We start from the raw sequence: 19,138 nt of genomic DNA on the forward strand, positions 1-19,138 counted from the left end.
CGGCGCGAGGCGTCAGCGGGCCGCGCGGGTCCGGCGCCGCACCGGCGCGTCCTCGCCGCGGGGCTCCGCGCGCTCGGAGGGCGTGAAGACGTGGCCCGTCGTGTCGGCCACGCGCCGGAAGTCCAGGCCGAAGACCGAGAGGCCGGGCCGCACCAGCGCGTCGTAGACGCCCGGGAGCAGGGTGAAGCCGGCGACCATGACCGGGTTGGCCCACCCCGCGCGGGTGTCGCGCCGGGCGGAGGCGGGCTTCGCCAGCACCCGGACCACGCGGTCCGCGACCGTCTCCGGCGCGTACACCGGGAAGGGCGGCTTGCCGTGGCGGCCCAGGTACGTCGCCGCGCGCCGGTACACCGGCGTCTCGACGCCGCCCGGGGAGACCACGCGGACGTGGACGTCCCGGTGGGGCCGGTTCTCGATGACGAGCGCGCGGGCCAGGCCGCGCAGGGCCCACTTGCTCGTCGTGTAGGCGGACATCCAGGGCGCCGAGATCTGGCCCAGCACCGACCCCATGATCAGCAGCGTGCCGTCGCCCTGCTCGCGGAAGCGGCGCAGCGCGTGCCGGGCGACGTTGGCCGTCCCGAGGACGTCGGTGCGCAGGACGCGGTCGAAGACCTCCGCGGGCACCTCGGTGAAGTCCCCGTAGGCCACGACGGCGGCGCTGGTCACCGCGGCGTCCAGGCGGCCCTCGCGGCGCACCACGTCGGCCACGCACGCCTCCACGGCGGCGTCGTCGCCGACGTCCAGCGCGTGGGTGCTCACGCGGGCGCCGAGCTCGCGGCACTGCGCGGCGACGGCCGCCAGGCCCTCCTCGCCGCGCGCCGCGAGCGCCAGCACCCCGCCCGGGCGGGCCAGGCGCAGCGCCGTGGCGCGCCCGATGCCGCTGGACGCCCCGGTCACGAGGACGACGCGCGGGAGGTCGTCGTCGCCCACCCCCACCGGGGCGCCGCTGACGGCCCCGGTCGCGCTCGTCGTCCTCGTCCGCCGGTCTGCACTGGTCACGCCCCCACCCTCGCCCCCGCCGCGCGCCCGCGCAGCGCAGGACTCCGGGCGACGGCGGGGAGGGCGCCCCCCGGGGACGGGCCTCAGGCGTCCGCGGCGGGCACGAGGGGCACGAGGGCGTCCCACCGCGCGATGTCGCACCCGTCGGCGCGCGCGAGGTCGGCCGAGACGGGCTCGTCCTCGACGGTCCCCGACACGACGGCCGTCTGCGAGCCGCCGAAGACCTGCGTGCACTGCACGTCGCCGGACGGCACGGCGAACGCCTCGACCCCGCCGGCCGCGGCCACGGCCGAGCAGGCCCCGGCCGGGTCCGGCGCCGTGCCGCTGGCCTGCGCGCCCTCGCAGGCCAGGTCGTAGGTCTGCGCGGTCCCGGTGCCGTCGTCGTAGGCGACCGTCAGCTCGGCGCTGAAGTCCGCCGGCACCGACGTCGCGGTCGACGTCGAGGTGGGCAGGGCCGGCTCCTGGGTCGTCGCCGAGGGCGAGGGCGCCTCCGTCGGGCCGGTGGGACCGGTCGTCGGGCCGACCGTCCCCGTGGCCTCGGGCCCCGGTGCCTCCGCGGCGACGTCGGCCGGCTCCTCCGCGTCCTCTCCCGCGCAGGCGCCGAGCAGCGCGGTGGCGACCAGCAGGGGCAGGAGCGCGGCCAGGCGACCCGTCGTCCTGCGGCCGGGTGCGGCGGTCGTGCGGTGGGGCGTCGACGTGTCGTCGGCCACGGTCTCTCCTCGGGTCGGGTCCGGCCTGCGCCGGGGCGGGTGCTCCCCGCCATGCTGGACCGACGCGCCGGGGCCCGCGCCCGGTTCCCTCGCGGTGCTCCCTCCCCGAAGCCCCTCCCGGTGCGCGGCCGCCGCTCCGGGCGCACCATGATCGGCACCGCAGCGGGCCGGCGCCGCGCCGCTCCGCACCCCCGTCCCGAGGAGAGACCGTGCCCGACGACCTGCGCTCCGTGCCCGCCGCCGACGTCCCGGCCGACGCCGTCCTCGTCGACGTCCGCGAGGACGACGAGTGGGCCGCCGGGCACGCGCCCGGCGCCGTCCACCTCCCGATGGGAGACCTCCCGGCCCGCCTCGCGGAGCTGCCCGAGGGCGACGTCCACGTCGTCTGCCGCTCCGGCGGCCGCTCGGCGCGCGCCGCGGCGTGGCTGCAGCAGAACGGGGTCGACGCCGTGGACGTCTCCGGGGGCATGGGCGCCTGGTTCGAGGCGGGCCGCCCGGTCGTCAGCGAGACCGGCCAGGAGCCCCGCATCCTCTGACGGCCGCGCGCCGGCCCTCGCGGCCGTCCGGGCGGAGGGCCGGCGCACGCCGCCCTCCGCCCACCGCAGTCCCCGCCCACCCCGGCCCCTCGCCGACCGGGACCCGTCGCGAGGTGCGGACCGGCGCTCCGGCCGGGAACCTCCTGCCATGTCGTCGACCGACCAGACCGCAGCCAGCGCCCGCGCCGTCGTCTACACGCAGACGGGCGGGCCCGAGGTCCTGACGCTCCTCGAGCGCCCGGTGCCCGAGCCGGGCCCGGGCGAGGTGCGGGTGCGGGTCGCGCGCTCCGGCGTGAACCCCACGGACTGGAAGTCCCGGCGCGGCAGCGGCTCCGGCCAGGCCGTCGACCCCGCGCAGGTCCCCGGCCAGGACGGCGCCGGCGTGGTGGACGCGGTGGGCCGGGGCGTGCCGGCCGAGCGGGTGGGCCAGCGGGTCTGGGTGTGGGAGGCCGCCCACAACCGCCCCGGGGGCGGCACCGCCCAGGAGCACGCCTGCGTCCCCGCGGTCCAGGCCGTCCCGCTGCCTGACGACGCCTCGTTCGACCTGGGCGCCGCCCTCGGCATCCCCTTCATCACCGCGCACCGCTGCCTCACCGTGGCCGAGGACGGCCCCCGGAGCCTCGGCCCGGGGACGCTCGAGGGCCGCTCGGTCCTCGTCGCCGGTGGCGCCGGTGCGGTGGGCAACGCCGCGATCCAGCTCGCCCGGTGGTCCGGCGCGACGGTCATCACGACGGTGAGCAGCCCCGAGAAGGCGCAGCTCGCGGCGGCTGCGGGCGCCGACCACGTGGTCGACTACACGCGGCAGGACGTCGTCGAGGAGGTCCGCCGCATCGCCCCGGACGGCGTCAGCACGGTCGTCGAGGTGGCGCCCGGCCCCAACGCGGCCGTCGACTCCGCGGTCATCGGCATGGACGGCTCCGTCGCCGTCTACGCGAACGACGGCGGCGAGGACCTCACCCTCCCCGTCCGGGACCTCATGGTGCCGAACGCGCGCTGGCAGTTCGTCCTCGTCTACACCGCACCCCAGGAGGCGAAGGCGCGGGCCGTGGCCGACGTCTCGGCCGCCGTCCGGGACGGGGCCGTGCGCGTCGGCCGCGACGCCGGGCTGCCGCTGCACCACCACCCGCTCTCCGACGCCGCCGCGGCGCACGCGGCCGTCGAGGGCTCGGTGGTCGGCAAGGTCCTGCTCGACGTCGCGGACGCCGTGGGCTGACCGGGGCCGGGAGGCGCCCGGGGGCCGGCGGGGCCGGGGCTGACGAGAGCTGGGGCCCGCGGTGGGCGGCGGCGGCGAACTCTCAGGACGCGCGGCGGCGGGCGGTGCGACGGCGCCGGGAGCGCGCGCGCAGCGGCGGGGCGGCGGGGGCCGGGGCGACCGGGGCGGCGAGCCCCTCGAGCACCGCGCGCATCGGCGGGCGCTCGCTCAGCGAGACGTCGTGGGCCTCCGGCTCCCAGCGCCCCGACGCCCCGCGGCGGAACTGGGTGAGGGACGCCCGGCCCTCGGCGGCCGTCGGCGCGGCGTGCACCACCTCGGCGCGCCCGAGGACCGTCGCCGCCACCTGGGCGGCCATCCGGCCGAGCGCGGCCGTCGACTGGTGGGAGTGCACCCGTCGGCCGAGGTCGACCTGCGCGAGCGCGTCGAGCCCGACGAGCCGCACGGCGTCGATGAGCAGGCCCACCTCGACGCCGTAGCCGGAGACGAAGGGGAGCCGCTCGAGCAGCTCGCGGCGGCCCGCGTACTCCCCGCCGAGGGGCTGGACGACGCCCCCCAGCTCGGGCACGAGGCGCTGCAGCAGGGGCCGGGCCACCAGCTCGGTGACGCGGCCGCCGGAGGACCCGCCGTCGCCGTCGGCGACCCCCGCCAGGGGCCGGGAGTACAGGCCCTTGACGAGCTGCACGCCCGGGTCGGTGAGCAGCGGCCCGAGCAGCCCGGTCACGAGCTCCGGCGCCGGGTCGAGGAGATCGGCGTCGACGAAGACGACGACGTCCCCGCTGGTGCACGCCAACGACTTCCAGAGCACCTCGCCCTTGCCCGGCACCGAGCCGACCTCGGGGAGCACGGCGTCGCGGTGGTGCACGCTCGCCCCCGCCGCCGCGGCGACCTCCGCCGTCCGGTCGGTGGACCCGGAGTCCATGACGACGACCTCGTCGACGAGGCCCGCCTCGCGCAGCCCGACGACCACGGCCACGACCCCGCCGACGGCGGCCTCCTCGTCGAGGGCGGGCAGGACGACGCTGACGCGCTGGCTCCCCTTGGCGGCCAGCAGCGCCTCCACCGGCCAGTCGGCGGCGCAGGAGGTGCGGCGGTCGTACCACGACGACCAGGGCGCGGTGGCGTCCTCGAGCTGGCTCATGCGCGCAGCGTGCACGGCGGAGACGGACGCGGGAAGGCGGGCCCGGCGGATCGGGTCGAGGTCTCACGCGGCGTTCACGCGCGCGTCACCCGGCGACGCGGGGAGGGCGGCCGCACCGCTCGCTGCGCCCGTCTGCCGCCCTCTCGCGACACGCCTAGACGGGGCCAGACGTCCCGAGGCGGGCGACGGGGAGCGCCTACGGTCCGCGCGTGGACCCCGTGCGGAACCCCTACGCCCCCGGCGCCGGGCAGCGCCCGCCCGAGCTCGCCGGCCGGGACCGCGAGATGGAGTCCTTCGACGTCGTGCTCGAGCGGCTCGCGCGCGGGCGCCCGGAGCGCTCCGTCGTCCTCACGGGGCTGCGCGGCGTCGGCAAGACGGTGCTGCTGGGGGCGCTGCGCTCGGCCGCCGTCCGACGGGGCTGGGGCACCGGCAAGCTCGAGGCCCGCCCCGACCAGCCCCTGCGCCGCCCCCTGGCCGCCGCGCTGCACCAGGCCGTGCGCGAGCTGTCGGGCCGCAACCCGGACGAGGCCGCCGAGGTGCTCGGCGTCGTCAAGGCGTTCGCGCTCCGCGCGGCGGAGGCCCCGGCCACCGGACCCGGCTCGCGCAGCGCCCCGAAGCTGCGCGACCGCTGGCAGCCCGGCATCGACGTGCCCGCCGCCGTGGGACGCGCCGACTCCGGCGACATCGAGATCGACCTCGTCGAGCTGCTCACCGACGTCGCCGGGCTCGCGGCGAGCACCGGGCGCGGCATCGCCATCTGCATCGACGAGATGCAGGACCTCGGCCCCGAGGACGTCTCGGGGCTGTGCGCGGCCTGCCACGAGCTGAGCCAGCAGGGGCTGCCGCTGCTCGTCGTCGGCGCCGGGCTGCCGCACCTGCCCGCCGTGCTCTCCGCCTCGAAGTCCTACAGCGAGAGGCTCTTCCGCTACGTCCGCATCGGCGCCCTGGAACGCGAGGAGGCCGACCGCGCCCTGCGCAGCCCGGCGCTCGAGGAGGACGCCGACTACACCCCGGAGGCCCTCGACGCGCTGCACGTCGCCACCGACGGCTACCCGTACTTCGTCCAGGCCTACGGCAAGGCCGTCTGGGACGTGGCCACGTCCTCGCCCATCACGGCCGAGGACGTCGCCGTCGCCGCGCCGCAGGCCGACGCCGAGCTCGCCGTCGGCTTCTTCGGGTCCCGCTACGAGCGGGCGACGCCCGCCGAGCGGGAGTACATGCGCGCCATGGCCGACCTCGGCGCCGAGGCCGGCGACGGGGCGGTCGCGACGTCGCAGGTCGCCGAGCACCTGGGCCGCAAGCCGCAGTCCCTCTCCCCCGCCCGCGACGCCCTGATGAAGAAGGGCCTCGTCTGGAGCGCCGAGCGCGGGCGCATCGCCTTCACCGTGCCGCACTTCGGGCGCTACCTGCGCCAGCAGGCGGGCGACTGAGCGCGACGCCGGGCGCTCGCGGCCGGCTCAGCGCCCTGGTGCACGCGACTGCCGAAGCCGACGCGACCCCCCGCCCTCGGCGGTCAGTGCTGGAGATCGATCAGCCACGCTGAGTCACGACATGGTCGCGCTCTTGCGACCGCGTCCGTCAACGCGAGCTTCGCCCAGCGCGACCTCGAGCTGGTCGCTGGTCCTCTCCGGCAAGCCGGTCCGCAACGGCGGCACCGCCCAGGAGCGCGCCACGATCACCGTCACCAACACCGGTGACCGCGCCGGCAAGGAGACCGTGCGGGTCTACACCGGCGCCCTGCCGACGCGCGCGGTGCGCACGCCGCAGAAGCAGCTCGCCGGCTTCGCCGAGGTCGGCCTGGCTCCGGGCCAGTCCCGCAAGGTCCCCATCGACCTGGACCCGCGCGCCTTCTCGTACTAGGACGAGTCCGCCGACCGCTGGGTGACCCCCACCGGCGCGGTCCCCGTCTCGGTGCGCAGCTCCGCGACCACCGCGGTGCAGCAGGGCACGGCCACCATCCGCTGACGGCCCCCCTGACGCCTGCGCCCCGACGCGACGACGGCCCGGTCTCCCTCGGGGGGCCGGGCCGTCGTCGTCCTCACCGCCGTGCGGCGACGGCCGTGTCCGGCATCCCCCCGCGCCCGGCGGGCAGCGTGATCTCGAGGACGCGCGCGCCGGCCAGGTCGGCCGCCGCGACGAGCAGGCCCCCGCGGCGGTAGGGGTTGGCGAGCTCGGCACCGGCGACCTCGCGCCCGTCCGCGACCAGCCGGACGGGCGCCTCGGGCGCGGCGACGGGGTCGACGACGCGGTAGCGCAGCTCGCGCGGCTCGCCGCAGACGTCGAGCTCGACCACCAGGCCGTCGTCCTCGCGACCGAGCACCGGGTCGAGGACGACGGCGCCCGCGCGCTCGACGACGCCGAGCACCCCCTGCACGAGCTGGCGCACGAAGATGCCCGGCCCGCTGGAGTACACGCGCCACCCGCCGCGCACGGGAACCCGTCCGGTCCGCAGCTCCTCGAAGCGCTCCGCCGCCTCGTAGCGGTCGTCGAAGGCGGCGTCGGAGGAGGAGTAGTAGCAGTTGCGCTGCTTGGGCTCCGCCGCCGGGAGCCGGCGCCGCTGCTCGACCGGGCTCACGCGCAGGAGCTCCTCGACGACGCGCTCCCGACCGAGGACCGAGAGCGCCTCCGCGTAGCGCAGGTGCGCGTGCGTGTACATGAGGCCGACCTCACGGCCGAAGAACGCCGACTGCTCGGCCCTGCGGAACAGGTGCGTCACGCCGTCGTCGTACGGCGCCGGCGCGTCCATCAGGCGCACGCCGTCGGGGAAGTGGAGGTGCGCCTCCACGAGCTCCTCGTGCGCGGCCGCCTGCTCCGGGGTCAGCAGCCCCGCGAGCACCCCCTGCGTCATGGGGATCAGCCGGTGCGAGGCCGGGGTCCGCGTGTCGCGGGGGTGCAGCACGGGACGGGCGGGCTCGGCCGAGCCCACCGGCGGGACGACGAGGTACCCGGCGAGCTCGCCGTCGAGGAGGAGGTGCTCGGCCAGCTCCGCCGCGACGACGTCGGCCTCCCGGGCGAGGTCAGCCCCGAGCCCGGCGTGCGCGGTGCCCTCGAGGAGGCGCGACGCCTGCCGCGCGGCCTGGTGCCACAGCGCCACGGTCCACGACGAGGCCATGCGCTCGCGCATCGACGCCTCGGCGGGCTGGAGCGTGTCGTCCCAGTCGCCGTGCCCGTAGGCGAGCAGCTGCGTGCCCGGCGCGCGGTGGCCCCGCGCGTGCTCGAGGGTCCGGCGCACGTGGTCGGCGACCGTGGCCCGTGCCGCACCGGGGCGTCGGTGCTCGGCGTCCCAGAAGGGCACGACCTCGTCCAGGACGGCCGTGTCCCCCGAGGCCTCCAGGTACTCGGCCAGCGCCACGAGGGGCCAGACCGGGACGTCGCCGTGGGCGTCGTCGGCGTGCCGCTCGGCGTAGGCGTCGAACATGAACCACTGCGGCAGCTCGCCCGCCTCGTCCTGGCGCGCGAGGACGGAGAGCACCAGCTGCCGCGCGACGTCGTGCCGCCCGACCGCCAGCATGAGCTCGAGCGGGCCCTGGCAGACGTCCCGGGTGCCCCAAGCCGCGCCGTTGTACTGCTCGAGGCCGTGCGGCACGAGCAGGTGCACCATCGCGTTCTGGGCGTACCAGGGCACGAGCAGGTCCATCTCGGCCAGGCGCCCGTCGCCCCGCACCCGCAGATGGTTCACGAGGGACGCCAGGTGCTCGCGGTGGCCCGCCAGGTGGCCCTCCACGTCGAGCCCGGCCAGCCCCTCTCGGGCGAGCGCGAGCGCCGGGTCCCGCTCGTGGAGGTCGGCCGTCACGAGCAGCACCCCGCTCGTGCCCGCCCCCGCGCCCGCGCCCGCGTCCAGCGCCGCGGTGACGACGCCGGTGCCACGGGCGCGCCCGTCCGCCAGCAGCGGGGCGTCGTCGCCGGGGCGGCCCGTCGTGGCCAGCACGTAGGTCAGGCCCGGGTAGTGCGCGGCGACGTCGGAGCCCGCCGCCGGCGTCACGAGCAGCGCGCGGTCGGCCAGCTGCACGTCGTCCGGGGTCGTGAGGTCCCACGCGCCGTCGAGGTCGGCCGTGAGCAGGACCTCGAGCGGCCGCTCGGTGACCACGCGGACCTCCAGGCCCGGCGCGTCGGTGCGGACGGTCGTGCGCACGTCGAGGCGCCCGAGGTCGGACTCGTAGACCCAGTGCGCACCACCGAGGTCGAGCGCGAGCGCGGAGGGCACCCCGAGGAGGTGCCACGCGCCCCCGGCCTCGCGGACCAGCGCTCGCACGCCGGCCGAGCGCAGCAGCCCCAGCGCGGAGCGGTGCACCGAGACCAGCGTGTTGGCGGCGGTGTTGCCCATGACGACGTGCGAGGCGAGCACGCCGGTGGCGTACGCCGTCGTCGAGAGGACCGAGTCGGTCGGCGCGACGTCGTCCCCGGCCCGCAGCACGAGCCCGTGCGAGCGCTCGACCTCGAGCTCGGCGGCGCGGGAGACGACGTGCGTCGCCCCGGGGGCGAAGTAGGAGCGCAGCGCCCCGTCCTCGCCCCGTTCCGGGGCCAGCACGGAGGCCGCGTCCACCCCGCCGACGGCGAGCAGCTCCTCCTCGGAGAGGTCGCGCGCGTCGAGCAGGGGGGCCGTGGCCAGGAGCGAGCGCACGGGCTGCTCCCCGGCCAGCCCGTCGGCGACGTCGGCGTGCGTGCGCGCCGCGAGCGCCAGCGCGTCGTCGAGGAGGCCCGGCACGGCGTCGCGGGCCCCCCGCAGGTCCCCGCGGTGGTCGGGCACGAGGGCGGTCACGGCGTGGACGGCGCAGGGCTCGGCGAGCTCCAGGAGCGGGCCGAGGAGCGTCGGCATCGCCATCTCGTAGTGCCGGGAGCCGCTCTCCCACTCCGGCCGGTCGAGCGCGACGGCCCGGTCACCGGCCTTGGCCGCCGTGCCGTGGACGGCGAACCCGTCGACGTGGTGGCCGCGGGCGCCCTCGACGAGCGCCGTGAGGGCGAGCGGCAGGACCGGCGCGCTCGCCATCGTCTGCCGGCTGGCGACGACGAAGCCCGCGCGCGCGTCGGGCAGGACCCGGTGGGCCACGTAGTGGGACGTGTAGGCCTCGTTGGTCCGCGCGACGCCCTCGGGGGCGAGCGCGAGGTCCTGCGCCACGACCACGTCGTACCGGTCCCCCGGCGCGTGCCCCTCGCCCGCCGCGAGGTCGACGCGCCAGACCCACGAGGCGCCGTCCGCCGCGAGCGAGAGGGTCGTCGTGCACCGGGCTCCGAGCTGCTCGCCCGACCACCGCACCCAGGTCGGCCCGACGGCGACGGCCGACGACGAGCGCGATCCCGTCACCGGGACCCGTTCGACCGCGCCGTCGCGGTGACGCCGCAGGACGACCCCCGCGACCGCCGCGTCGTGCCGCGAGGGCAGGTACTGGTTGACGAGGAGGTCGCCGGCGCGGACGGCGCGGACGTCGCCCGCGCCGGTGAGCTCGACGCGGAGGTCGCCGGCGACCAGCTCGTGGCCCCCGTCATGGGCGGGCAGGTCGGCGGCGGTGGGCGCGCTCGTGCGCGCGGTGGTGGTCACGGCGGAGGTCCTCCGGTCGGGAGCGGCGTGGGGCCCGGGGTCGCTGGCCGCGGGAGCGGGCGGCGGGTGGTGCGGTGCGCTCAGTCGGGCAGCGCGTTCGCGCGCGCGACGTCGCCGAGCCAGCGCGCGCTGGGCTTGACGGTGCGCTCGAAGGTGGTGCGGTCCACCGCGACGAGGCCGAAGGTGGGCGCGTAGGAACCCCACTCGTAGTTGTCGAGCAGGCTCCAGCAGAGGTAGCCCTCGACCTCGACGCCCTCGGCCATGACCTCGTGCAGGCCCCTCAGGGCCTCGCGGACGTAGTCCACCCGGCGCGCGTCGTCGGCCGTGGCGATGCCGTTCTCGGTGACGAAGACGGGGACCCCAGGGGCCCACCGCGCCGCCAGGCGGACGCCGTCGGCCAGCGCGGGCGGGTAGTACTCCCAGCCGGTGAGCGTGGTCTCGACGCCGTCGGGCACGGGCCGCGGGCCGTCCGGGCCGATGGTCGTGCGCGTGTAGGCCTGCACGCCGACCCAGTCGTCACCGGCCGCGGCCTCGAGGAACAGCGAGTCGCGGGGGTGGCCGTACTCGTGCGCCACCTCCTCGCAGCCCGGCTCGGGCTGGTGGTCCTGCGTCGCCACCGTCCAGCCCGAGCGGACGCCCGGGACGGCCGACAGCACCTCGCGGCTGCGGCGGTGCGCCGCGACGAGCGCCTCGGTCACCACCGGGTCGGGCGCCGGCAGACCGGCGGCCACGAGGCTCTCCCCACCGCTCGCCCCGGCCATGACCGCCACCATGTTCGGCTCGTTGATCGTGCAGACGTGCTCGAGGTCGCGCACGAGCGGCAGCACCGCCTCGGTGTACCGGGCGAAGCGGTCGACGGCGTCGTCCGAGCGCCAGCCGCCGCGGGCCGCGAACCACTGCGGCAGCGTGAAGTGGTGCAGCGTGAGCATCGGGGTCAGGCCCAGCTCGCGGGCGGTGTCCACCATCCGCCGGTAGTGGTCCAGCGCGGCGCGCGAGACGAAGCCCGGCTCGGGCTCGATGCGGGCCCACTCGACCGAGAACCGGTAGGTGTCCAGGCCGAGGTCCACGAGGATCTGCATGTCCTCGCGGTAGCGGTGGTAGCTGTCGCAGGCGTCGCCGCTGGGCTCGGGCACGGTGGTGCCCGGGGCGTGCTCACGGGCCCACCAGTCGCTCGTGGTGTTGCCGCCCTCCACCTGGTGGGCCGCCGTGGCGGACCCCCAGCGGAAGCCGTCGGGGTACTGGAGCATGTCGGGACCTCGATGCGTCGGGAGCGGTCTCGGGCAGGGCGGTGCGCCCGGGACGGGGCGCGCCCGGGACGGCGGAGGCGAGGACGGGCGAGGGAACCGGGGTCTCAGGCGGCGCCGGACCCCCACCAGTCGTCGAGCAGGGCGGCGGTGGCGGCGGGGTTCTCGGCGTTCGGCAGGTGCCCGGCCCCGGGGATGACGGCGTAGCGGGCGCCGAGCCGCTGCGCCATGGCGCGCTGCCACGGCTGCGGCCAGGCGTCGTCGTCCTCCCCGTGGGCCACGAGCACGGGCAGGCCCGTGGCGGCGAGCGCGTCCGTGGTGTCCGTCGTGTCCGCGAGGACGGTGACGGCGCCCAGGAGCGCGGCCGTCGACGTGCCCTGCGAGCGCTCGCGCAGGAACGCGTCGAGCGGCTCGAGGCCGTCGGGGGCCCGCTCGGCCAGCTCGGGGTTGTCGAGGGCCCACAGGCTGCGTCGCCCGGCGGCGGCCAGCCGCGGCGGCAGGTCGGCCTTGCGCCCGATCCAGCCGTGGGGCCCCGAGCACAGCATCGTCAGGTCGGCCAGCCCCTCGGGCGCGGCCAGCGCCGCGGCGCGGGCCACCACCCCGCCGAAGCTGTGGCCGAGCAGGTGCACGCCCCCGCCCGCGCCGACGAGCCCGAGCACCTCGACGGCGTCCGCGGCCAGGTCGTCGAGGAGGTAGCCGGTGCCCCGGCCTCCCCCGACGTCGTCGGGGCTCCACGTCGAGTCCGCCTGGCCCCGCTGGGAGCAGGCCCACACGTCCCACCCGCGAGCCGCCAGCAGGGGCAGCAGGTCGAGGAAGTCCTCCTTCGAGCCGGTGAACCCCGGCACCAGCACCGCCGTCCCCCGCGCGGGCGCGGGAGCGCCCCGCCCGTCGCGCGGTCGTGCCCGCAGCGCCGTGAGCGGCCCCACGGCCAGCTCGAGGACGAGCACCTCGACGCCGACCGGTACCGGCAGCACGCTGAACGGCACGCCGGGACGGACGCCCGCGGGCAGCTCCGGAGCCGGGGACCCGCCCACGCTCACGCCGCACCCCCCGCGCGGCTCGGCTGGGGCACCGCGTCGAGCAGCTCGATCGTGTAGGGGTCCTGCGGGAACCGCAGCACCTGCGAGGTCTCGCCACGCTCCACGACCCGGCCGTCGTGCAGGACCATGATCTGGTCGGTGACGACGCGCGCCGACAGCAGGTCGTGCGTGATGTACAGCATCGAGACGCCGTGCTCGGCGCGCAGCCCCTCCAGCAGCGCGAGGACGCCCGCGCGCAGGGAGACGTCGAGCATGGAGACGGGCTCGTCCGCCACGATGATCTGCGGGTCGCTCGCGAGCGCCCGCGCGATGACGACGCGCTGGCGCTGACCGCCCGAGAGCTGGTGCGGCAGCTTGGCGGCGAACTGCTCCACGGGCGTGAGGCCGACCGTCTCGAGCAGCTCGAGCACCCTCGCGCGCGCCTCCCGTCGGCTGCGACCGGTGTAGTTCACGACCGGCCTCGTGAGCGTGTACTCCACGGTGTGCAGCGGGTTGAGCGCCGCGTACGGGTCCTGGAAGACCATCTGGACGTCGCGCCGCAGGGCGCGGAGCCCGCGGCCTCGGAGCGCGTCCACGCGCACGTCGCCGACGGACACCGTTCCCGAGGTGGGGCGCACGACGCCGGTGATGAGCTGGGCCAGCGTCGACTTGCCGGAGCCGCTGGCGCCGACCAGGGCCATCGACTGCCCCGGCTCCAGCCGCATCGAGACGTCGTCCAGCGCCGTCACGGTCGCCGCACCGCGGCGCGGCGGCGGGTAGACCTTGCTGACGCCGTCGACGACGACCGCCGCGGAGGCGGCGCGGCCCACGCGCGGCGCGCTCCCGGAGCCGTGCGCACGACGACCCGGCGAGGGCGCGGTGCTGGCTGACGTCACGAGTTGGCCGCCGCGCGCCGCGAGCCCGGGCAGCTCCACGACCTCCGCACGGGGGTCGGCGTAGTGGCTCAGCAGCATCTTCGTGTAGTCGTCCTGGGGGTCGCGCAGGACGTCCCGGCTCGCGCCGTCCTCGACGACCACGCCCTGGTGCATGACCATGACGCGCGAGGTCGACTCGAGCACGACGCCCAGGTCGTGGCTGATGAGCAGGGCCGTGAAGCCCTCCGAGGCCTGCAGCTCGCGGATGGTGCGCATGACCGCGTGCTGCACCAGGACGTCGAGGGCTGTCGTCGGCTCGTCGAAGACCATGAGCTGCGGCTCGAGGGCTAGCGCGAGGGCGATGGACACGCGTTGGCGCATGCCGCCCGAGAGCTCTCCCGGGTAGCGGCCCAGCACCGTCGAGGAGAGCTCGACCTTCTCCACGAGCTCGCGGGCCCGGGCGTCGCGCCGCTCGCGCGGCACGTGCCCGTGGGCGGCGAAGACGTCGCGGAAGTGGTTGCCGACCGTGCGCACCGGGTTGAGCGCGTTCATGCCCGACTGCAGCACCATGGCGAACCCGCCGCGGCGCTGCGCGCGCAGCTGCTCGTCCTCGAGCGCGGCGACGTCCCGGCCGTCGAAGAGGATGCGTCCCGAGGAGATGCGGGCGGGCGGCTTGGACAGCCGCGTGAGCGCGAAGCCCAGCGTCGACTTGCCCGAGCCCGACTCGCCGACGAGGCCGACGAACTCGCCCCGCTCGAGCGTGAGGCTGACGTCGCGCACGGCGTGGGTGGGTGCGGCGTCGGACGGCTCGTAGACCACGGACAGGTCCTGGACCTCGAGCAGGCTCATCGACCGCTCCCCTCGCGCAGGCGGGGGTTGGACAGGCCGTCCACCCCGAAGTTGACGAGGCTCAGGGAGGTCGCCAGGAGGGCGATGCACAGACCGGGGGCGAGCAGGAGCACCCACTGGCCGGTCAGGAGCGCGTTGGAGTTCTGCGCCCAGAAGAGCATCGTCCCCCAGCTCACCTGGGTGGTGTCCCCGAGCCCCAGGAAGGACAGGCCCGACTCGGCGAGAATCGCCGCCGTCGCGGCCCCGAAGAAGCTGCTCGCGATGATCGACGTCATGTTCGGGAGGATCTCCCGGAAGACGATGCGCCAGGAGCGCTCGCCGGAGAACTGCGCGGCCGTCACGAAGTCGCGCCCGCGCAGGGACTGCGTCTGCGAGCGGAGGACCCGCGCGCCCCACGCCCACCCCGTCAGCACGACGACGAAGATGATCATCCCGAGGCCGCTGTTCTGCAGGTACGCGGCGATGACGATCATCAGCGGCAGGCCCGGGATGACGAGGAACAGGTTGACCACGAAATTGACGACCTCGGCCACCGGGCCGCGGACGTATCCCCACGAGAGGCCGACGACCACGGCGACGAGGGTGGAGAGCACGCCGGCGACGACGCCGACGAGCAGCGAGATGCGCGAGCCGTAGATGACCTGCGACAGGACGTCCTCGCCCGCGGCCGTGGTGCCGAAGAGGTGCGCCGAGCTCGGCCCGGCGCTGCGCTCGAAGCCCCCGGCGGTCGGCGAGTAGGGGGCCAGCACCGGCGCCAGCAGGGCGAGGAGGGCGAAGAAGGCGAGGACGACGAGGCCGAGACGCGCCTTGCGGTTCACCCAGACCGTCCCGGCGGCGCGGGTGACCACCCGCCACCGCGGTGGCGCGGACGTCGGCAGGTCCGGCGGCGCGGAGTCCGCGGCCCCCGCGGGCCGCTCGCTCTCGGAGCCGCCGGGGTCGGGGAGCGTCGTGGGCGTGGTCATCGGCGAGTCCTCGGGTCGAGGATCCCGTAGAGCGTGTCGACGACGAAGTTGGCGACGAGGACGCTCAACGTGATCATCAGGAACAGGGCCTGCATGAGCGGGAAGTCCTGGTTGGTCACCGCGTTGAAGAGCAGGTAGCCGACCCCCGGGTAGGCGAAGACCCGCTCGACGAGCAGGGACCCGCCCACCACGCCGCCGAGCGCGAGGCCGAAGCCGGTGAGGTTGGGCAGGATCGCGTTGCGGGCGGCGTAGCGGAGCGCGACGGTGCGCGAGCGGAGCCCGTTGGCCTCGGCGAAGGTCACGTAGTCGTCCCCGAGGGTCCCGATCATCGCGTTGCGCATCCCGAGGATCCAGCCGCCGAGCGAGGTGAGCAGGATCGTGACGGCGGGCAGCACCGCGTGGGCGACGGCGTCGGCGAGGAACGGCCCGTTGAGCCCGGGCGTCGTGTACGGGCTGTAGGCGCCCGACGTGGGGAACAGCTGGAACGTGTAGCCCAGGAAGAAGAGCAGCAGCAGCGCCGTCCAGAAGTACGGGAAGGCGGCGAGGAAGCTGCCCGACAGGGTCGGCAGGGCGTCGAGCGCCGAGCCGCGCCGCCAGGCCGCGAGCACGCCGATGAGCGTGCCGATGACGAAGGCCGCGACCGTGACGAGGCCGACGAGCACCAGCGTGAAGGGCAGCGCGCTGCCGACCAACGAGGCCACCGACGCCGGGAAGAACGTGTACGAGACGCCGAAGTCGAGCGTCAGGACGTTGCCGAGGTAGTCCCAGTACTGGGCGAGCAGCCCGCCGGTGGGGACGCCCAGCTGGGCCTCGATGGCGGCCCGGGTCGCCGGGTCGACGGGGCCGTTCTGAGCCAGCCGCGCGATCGCGGCGTCGGCCGGTGAGCCCGGCATCAGCCGGGGCAGGAGGAAGTTCAGCGTGATCGCGGCCCACGCGGTGAGCGCGAAGAGGCCGAGCCGGCTCAGGAAGTAGCGCACTCGAGCCACCTCTCTCGTGGACGGGCCCCTCCGGGAGCGGGAGGGGTCGGGAGGGGGTCGCGCGGCCGGCTGTGCGGGGGCCGGCCGGCCGCGCGAGCAGGAGGGGCGCCGGTCAGCTGCCGGCGCGCTCGAGGTTGGTGTCGATGAGCAGCACGTTGGAGTCGTACGTGATGGGCGTCGCGTACGGGTCCTCCTCCGAGGGCCACCCCGTGAACTTCGCGTCGCTGAACAGGCCCCACAGACCGCCGTAGTACATGGCGATGACGGGCACCTGGTCGTACATGACCTGCTGCAGCTCCCCGGCGAGCTCCTCCTGCTCGGCCGGGTCGACGGCCGCCTGGTACCGCCCGAGCAGCTCGTCGACCTCGGGGTCGGAGAAGCGCTGGTAGTTGGACGCGGCCGTCGTGCCGACCGGCTCGGCGAACTCGCTGTTCAGCAGCTGGTTCATGTCGCGGTAGAAGGAGCCCGTGCCGCCGAAGCCACCCATGGCCAGCTGGAAGTCGCCGTTGTCGACGGCCTGCTGGTAGGCGGCGGGCTGCGGCTGCTCGATGGTCACCGCGATGCCGAGGGCCTGCAGCTGGCGCTGGACCTCCTGCACCCCGCGCAGCCAGTCCGTGTAGCCGTTGGCGGTCGTGATGGCGATCGTTGCCTGCTGGCCGTCCGGGCCCACCAGCTGCCCGCCCTCCTGCGTGTACCCGGCTGCGGCGAAGGCCTCGAGCGCGGCGTCGGCGTCCTGCGCCACCCGCCCCTCGTCGGGCACCTCCTCGTCCAGCAGCTCCTGCTGGCCGGGGAGGATCAGCCCGCTCTGCGGCGCGGCGTCGGTGTACCCGCTGGCCGCGGCGTCGGCGACCGCCTCGCGGTCGAGGGCGAGCGAGAGCCCCCGGCGGAAGTCCACGTCGTCGAAGGGCGCCTGCGTGAGGTTGGGCAGCAGCGAGATGGTCCCGCCCGGCGGGAACCAGTACGTGTTCCCCTCGTTCGCCGAGACCCACGTGCCCTCGACGTCCTCGATGAAGGCGTAGGCCCAGTCGTAGCCGTTGTTCACGAGGTCGAGCTGCTCGTTGGAGGCGGGGATGACGAGCTCGTCGGCCGCGACCGCGTCCGCCTGCCAGTACTCCTGGTTCTTCACGAGCGTGTACTGGTTCGGCCCGAAGTCCCCGAGCGCGAAGGGCCCCGTGCCGACCGGCTCCTCGTTCGCGAAGGACACCGGGTCCTCGACGTCGGCCCACAGGTGCTCGGGGACGATGACGGTGCCGCCGATGATGTCCGTCGCGGGCACGTCCGGCTGCGCGAAGCGCATCGTCACCTGCGTGCCGTCCGCCTCGACGGACTCCAGGCGCTGCCAGACGCCGTCGAGGTCGAGCGCCGGGTGCTCGCGGAGCAGGTCGAACGTGAACGTCACGTCGTCCGCGGTGAAGGGCTCGCCGTCGGTCCAGGTCGCGTCCTCGCGGAGGGTGAAGACGACCGTCTGGGCGTCCACCTGCTCCACCGAGCTCGCCAGGAAGGGCGTCGACTCGCCGTCGACGGTGTTGAGCACCGTCAGGGGCTCGTAGATGTGGAAGGCGCCCTTGCGGTTCGTGGAGTTGTAGGGGTTGAAGTTCCGCGTGAACGTCGGCGACCCCGCGTCACCAGCGAAGAGCATGGTGCCCTCCCCCTGGCCGCCACCCTCGGCGCCCTCGGCGCCCTGCGGGGCCTGCGCCCCGGTGCAGCCGCTGACCACGAGCGTCGCGGCGAGGCCGAGACCGGTCGCCGTCGCGAGCCGCCCTCGGCGGGTGCTGGTCCTCGTGGGACTCATGGCTGGTTCCTCCGTGTCGTCGTCGTCACGGGTCAGGGGCGTCGTCGTCAGTCCCTGCCGCTGACCCGAATGTAAGCGCATACATCAGGCCCGGGCAAGTACCCGCGGATCAGCGGGCGCCGGCCCCGGGCACCTCTGGACGGGTCGGGCGGGATCGGTCGGTCAGCGCCTGGCGGAGCTCAGCCGGAGACGCATCCGCAGCTCTCCCGCAGGAGCACCTGCACGGGGAGCACCCGCTCCACGAACGGGGCGCCGGGGTCGGCCAGGCGGCGCAGGAGCACCTCGACGGCGACCCGGCCCAGCTCGACCATGGGCTGGTGGACCGTGGACAGCCGCGGGCGCGCGCGGCCCGAGGCATCGATGCCGTCGAAGCCCGTGACGACGACGTCCTCGGGCACCCGGACACCCGCGCCGCGGAGCACGTCGACGATGCCCAGCGCCGTCTGGTCGTTGGTGCAGACGAGCCCCTGGGGCAGCCGGCCGGCCCCGACGAGCCGCCGGGCGAGGTCGCGCCCCCGGTCCGCGGTGAAGTCGCCCCGCAGGAGGGGGGCCTCCGGCACGGGCATCCCGCGCGCCGCCAGGGCCTGGCAGTAGCCGGCGAAGCGGTCGAGGTCGTCCGGGACGTCGGCGGCTCCGCCGACGAAGGCGAGGTCGGTCAGGCCGTGGTCGTCGACCAGGTGGTCGGTCAGCGCCCGCATGCCGGGGCCGTTGGCCGCGCGGACGTGGTCCAGGCGGTCGTCCCCGTGGTGGCTCGCCAGGACGACGACCGGCGTGCTCCGCGCCACACGCGCCAGCACCTCGGGCGGCGCCGTGCCGGACAGCACGACGAGCCCGTCGACCCGCCCCGCGAGCTCCTCCAGGGCGGCGTCCCGGCGGGCGCCGCGCGCCACAGCGACCGTCGCGGCGAGCCCGTGGCGCCAGGCCTCCAGCTCGACCCCGCGCAGCACCTCCCCCATGTAGAGGTTGGTGAGGGGCTCGGCCGCCCCGGGCGGGTCGCGGCGCACCGTCACCGGGACGTCGGAGAGGAGGACGGGGTCGACCTCCTCGACGTCGTCGAAGTCGGGGAACGCGAGGCCGATGGCGCCCGAGCGTCGCGCGGCCAGCCCCCGCGCGCTGCCGCTGGGGACGTAGCCGAGCTCGTGGACCGCCTCGAGCACGCGCCGCGTCGTCGCCGGCGAGACCGCCTCGGGCCGCCGCAGCACCCGGCTCACCGTGGCTATGGAGACGCCGGCGCGCGCGGCCACGTCGTAGACCGTGGCGCGGGGCCGTTCGCTCGTCACCACGCCAT

The 19,138-nt window shown here is 76.2% G+C and carries 15 protein-coding genes; 4 read left to right on the forward strand and 11 right to left on the reverse strand.

Annotated elements, in window-relative coordinates; all coding sequences use genetic code 11:
* Positions 1–12: 12 nt before the first annotated feature.
* Complete coding sequence (locus Q0848_RS06920; protein ID WP_299036348.1) at positions 13–999, reverse strand: SDR family oxidoreductase; 987 nt, start codon at positions 997–999, stop codon at positions 13–15.
* An 83-nt stretch (positions 1,000–1,082) separates the two neighbouring features.
* Positions 1,083–1,709, reverse strand: a complete 627-nt coding sequence (locus tag Q0848_RS06925; RefSeq protein WP_299036349.1) for a hypothetical protein — start codon at positions 1,707–1,709, stop codon at positions 1,083–1,085.
* Positions 1,710–1,918: 209 nt separating this feature from the next.
* Between Q0848_RS06925 and Q0848_RS06930 the strand changes: the two genes are divergently transcribed.
* Together Q0848_RS06930 and Q0848_RS06935 are read left to right on the forward strand one after the other, a co-directional pair.
* Positions 1,919–2,245 carry a rhodanese-like domain-containing protein gene (locus Q0848_RS06930; protein WP_299036350.1) on the forward strand — a complete coding sequence of 109 codons (327 nt, stop codon included), beginning with the start codon at positions 1,919–1,921 and terminating at the stop codon, positions 2,243–2,245.
* Between the two features lie 148 nt (positions 2,246–2,393).
* Positions 2,394–3,458, forward strand: a complete 1,065-nt coding sequence (locus tag Q0848_RS06935) for an NADPH:quinone reductase (protein WP_299036351.1) — start codon at positions 2,394–2,396, stop codon at positions 3,456–3,458.
* 82 nt (positions 3,459–3,540) lie between these two features.
* On the opposite strand, the gene Q0848_RS06940 is transcribed toward Q0848_RS06935, so the two are convergent.
* On the reverse strand, positions 3,541–4,596 hold the full coding sequence (locus Q0848_RS06940; protein WP_299036352.1) for a glucosyl-3-phosphoglycerate synthase: 1,056 nt from the start codon (positions 4,594–4,596) through the stop codon (positions 3,541–3,543).
* 209 nt (positions 4,597–4,805) lie between these two features.
* On the opposite strand from Q0848_RS06940, the gene Q0848_RS06945 reads away from it, so the two are divergent.
* Positions 4,806–6,026 carry an ATP-binding protein gene (locus tag Q0848_RS06945; RefSeq protein WP_299036353.1) on the forward strand — a complete coding sequence of 407 codons (1,221 nt, stop codon included), beginning with the start codon at positions 4,806–4,808 and terminating at the stop codon, positions 6,024–6,026.
* Between the two features lie 121 nt (positions 6,027–6,147).
* Positions 6,148–6,456: a fibronectin type III-like domain-contianing protein gene (locus Q0848_RS06950; RefSeq protein WP_299036354.1), complete on the forward strand. Its 309-nt coding sequence runs from the start codon at positions 6,148–6,150 to the stop codon at positions 6,454–6,456.
* Positions 6,457–6,634: 178 nt separating this feature from the next.
* On the opposite strand, the gene Q0848_RS06955 is transcribed toward Q0848_RS06950, so the two are convergent.
* The 8 genes from Q0848_RS06955 to Q0848_RS06990 form a co-directional block, all read right to left on the reverse strand.
* Complete coding sequence (locus Q0848_RS06955; protein ID WP_299036355.1) at positions 6,635–10,132, reverse strand: GH36-type glycosyl hydrolase domain-containing protein; 3,498 nt, start codon at positions 10,130–10,132, stop codon at positions 6,635–6,637.
* Between the two features lie 80 nt (positions 10,133–10,212).
* A complete protein-coding gene (locus Q0848_RS06960) occupies positions 10,213–11,379 on the reverse strand; it encodes a glycoside hydrolase family 1 protein (protein ID WP_299036356.1) in 1,167 nt (388 codons plus the stop codon).
* A gap of 104 nt (positions 11,380–11,483) precedes the next feature.
* Positions 11,484–12,416: an alpha/beta fold hydrolase gene (locus Q0848_RS06965; protein WP_299036357.1), complete on the reverse strand. Its 933-nt coding sequence runs from the start codon at positions 12,414–12,416 to the stop codon at positions 11,484–11,486.
* Positions 12,413–14,119, reverse strand: coding sequence for an ABC transporter ATP-binding protein (locus Q0848_RS06970; protein WP_299036358.1), 1,707 nt, complete (start codon positions 14,117–14,119; stop codon positions 12,413–12,415). Before Q0848_RS06970 ends, Q0848_RS06965 begins: the two co-directional genes overlap by 4 nt.
* Complete coding sequence (locus Q0848_RS06975) at positions 14,116–15,081, reverse strand: ABC transporter permease (RefSeq protein WP_299036359.1); 966 nt, start codon at positions 15,079–15,081, stop codon at positions 14,116–14,118. The genes Q0848_RS06970 and Q0848_RS06975 overlap by 4 nt, the downstream gene beginning before the upstream one ends.
* Positions 15,078–16,058 carry an ABC transporter permease gene (locus tag Q0848_RS06980; RefSeq protein WP_366146464.1) on the reverse strand — a complete coding sequence of 327 codons (981 nt, stop codon included), beginning with the start codon at positions 16,056–16,058 and terminating at the stop codon, positions 15,078–15,080. Before Q0848_RS06980 ends, Q0848_RS06975 begins: the two co-directional genes overlap by 4 nt.
* Positions 16,059–16,170: 112 nt before the next feature.
* Positions 16,171–17,850 (reverse strand): ABC transporter substrate-binding protein, encoded by a 1,680-nt coding sequence (locus tag Q0848_RS06985; protein WP_299036361.1) that lies wholly within the window; start codon positions 17,848–17,850, stop codon positions 16,171–16,173.
* Positions 17,851–18,029: 179 nt separating this feature from the next.
* Positions 18,030–19,133, reverse strand: coding sequence for a LacI family DNA-binding transcriptional regulator (locus Q0848_RS06990; protein WP_299036362.1), 1,104 nt, complete (start codon positions 19,131–19,133; stop codon positions 18,030–18,032).
* Positions 19,134–19,138 lie beyond the last annotated feature (5 nt).

It is taken from the genome of uncultured Pseudokineococcus sp. (genome assembly GCF_947495735.1).
Classification (GTDB): Bacteria; Actinomycetota; Actinomycetes; order Actinomycetales; family Quadrisphaeraceae; genus Pseudokineococcus.

Coding starts and splice junctions, on each gene's coding strand:
- Q0848_RS06985 (WP_299036361.1), bottom strand. CDS start 17,850: ATGAGTCCCACGAGGACCAGCACCCGCCGAGGGCGGCTCGCGACGGCG.
- Q0848_RS06940 (WP_299036352.1), bottom strand. CDS start 4,596: ATGAGCCAGCTCGAGGACGCCACCGCGCCCTGGTCGTCGTGGTACGAC.
- Q0848_RS06960 (WP_299036356.1), bottom strand. CDS start 11,379: ATGCTCCAGTACCCCGACGGCTTCCGCTGGGGGTCCGCCACGGCGGCC.
- Q0848_RS06975 (WP_299036359.1), bottom strand. CDS start 15,081: ATGACCACGCCCACGACGCTCCCCGACCCCGGCGGCTCCGAGAGCGAG.
- Q0848_RS06970 (WP_299036358.1), bottom strand. CDS start 14,119: ATGAGCCTGCTCGAGGTCCAGGACCTGTCCGTGGTCTACGAGCCGTCC.
- Q0848_RS06935 (WP_299036351.1), top strand. CDS start 2,394: ATGTCGTCGACCGACCAGACCGCAGCCAGCGCCCGCGCCGTCGTCTAC.
- Q0848_RS06950 (WP_299036354.1), top strand. CDS start 6,148: ATGGTCGCGCTCTTGCGACCGCGTCCGTCAACGCGAGCTTCGCCCAGC.